Here is a 980-nt window from a genome sequence, read left to right on the forward strand (position 1 = left end):
GGAGTCCAATGGAAATCCGCATTGTCAGTCAATTAGTCATTGCACTTTTCCACTCACTAGTCATCATGAACAGTCRTCATGAAGAGTCATCATGAACGTGGTGTACATGTCGTCTACTGGTGTATCTGGTTGTCGATGTGCACGTGATGATATTGTGACTGTGTATGTTTGGTGTATGCTAATGTTTGACTGGCAATATGACTGGTTTGTTGTGTTGAGACAGTGTGTGGTTGGATGTGTTTCATGTGGACTGGTTGTATGGTGTAGAGGTGAGGTGAAATAGACTGACAGTGTGTTGGATAGTTGTGATGCGAGTTGATCAAGTGTGTGTGTGTGAGACAGTGTGGCCAGAATAGTAATGAAAATAATAATATTAATTAGATGTGAATGGGAACAATGTGTATAATTGTAGTGGCGGTAGTTTCGGTCATTGGGATTGATCGATGTAGTAGTTGTTGTTGTTGACGATTGAGAAATAGATTGTGTGTGTGGGTTGTTAAAAGCCGGCGACACCCGGTATTCCCAGCCGGTCACCCATGCAAGTACTGACCGGGYCCAACGTTGCTTAACTGCGGTGATCGGACGAGAACCGGTGCTTTCAACGTGGTATGGTCGCCGCCAACTACATCACCACTCAAACGACACATCAACAAAACACACACTCACACATACTAATCAAATACTCACTACTACTCGTCAACATCCCCAATCACTAGTCATTCACTCAATCACTCAAACTACACAAATTACCACAGTCAGTCACACTGACAATTGTCACAACAACTACCACTAACTGCTCCACATATCCATTCAATGCACCGACCACATACACTGATCAAATCCACTCCAGTCTGTATCACTCATTCATCAGTCACACAGCCAACAGATAGATATCAGGCAACATCAATCAACACATACAACTGAAYCCAATGTCTGTCTGATCACCAGATTGCTTGTTCACAACTGGAGTCCAATGGAAA

Annotated in this window: 1 rRNA gene; it reads right to left on the reverse strand. The window is 43.3% G+C overall.

The window, feature by feature from the left end:
• Positions 1 to 501: 501 nt before the first annotated feature.
• Positions 502 to 620, reverse strand: a 5S ribosomal RNA gene (gene rrf / locus DLK05_RS19030).
• Positions 621 to 980: the final 360 nt, after the last annotated feature.

This window comes from Ancylomarina longa (assembly GCF_003996985.1).
GTDB classification, from domain to species: domain Bacteria; phylum Bacteroidota; class Bacteroidia; order Bacteroidales; family Marinifilaceae; genus Ancylomarina_A; species Ancylomarina_A longa.